General features: G+C 76.9%; 1 protein-coding gene. It reads right to left on the minus strand.

The annotated features are described in order from the left end of the window. Positions 1-138: 138 nt before the first annotated feature. On the minus strand, positions 139-575 hold a 437-nt coding region (locus N869_RS15870; RefSeq protein ID WP_232229870.1), incomplete at its 5' end, for a hypothetical protein.

Consider the following 575-nt stretch of genomic DNA (forward strand, 5'->3'; position numbering starts at 1 on the left):
CCACCGGACCTCCGCGGGGCCGCGGAGGGTTGGACGCGCGCGCCGGGGTGGGCGGTGGCTTCCGGGCACCGGGACGGCCCCCGCCACCGGACGGTGCGCCGTTCGGGCGGCGACCCGTCCGGTCTCCGCCCGACCTGGTCACGGCTCCTCCACCGCCGGTGTCGGGTCGCCCAGGACCGCACCATCGGCCAGCCGCAGGTAGCCCCGGTCACCGGAGGGCACCATCCCGAGCTCGCGTGCGGCCCGGGACAGCTGCTCGGGTGACTCCGCGACCGCGATCGCCTCGGCAAGCTCCTGCTGGTTCTGGGCCGACGTCGCCAACCTCGTCTGCAGGGAGAAGCGCTCGTACTCGCCCTGGGCCATCGCCGTGTTGAGCAGCAGCGTGCCCAGCAGCGAGGCAGCCAGGACGCCCATGCAGAGCAGCACGAAGGGGGCCCGGGACCGGGACTGCGCCGGGGGCCGCACCACACGCAGGCGCGGCGGGGAGGTGGACTCCGTCGCGCGCTGCGGCCTGCCCGCGGGGACAGGACGGGGCAGGGCCTGCGCGGCGCTCATGCCGCCCACCCCGGGACGAC

Origin of the sequence: Cellulomonas bogoriensis 69B4 = DSM 16987, from assembly GCF_000767165.1 — a bacterium.
Taxonomy (GTDB): domain Bacteria; phylum Actinomycetota; class Actinomycetes; order Actinomycetales; family Cellulomonadaceae; genus Actinotalea; species Actinotalea bogoriensis.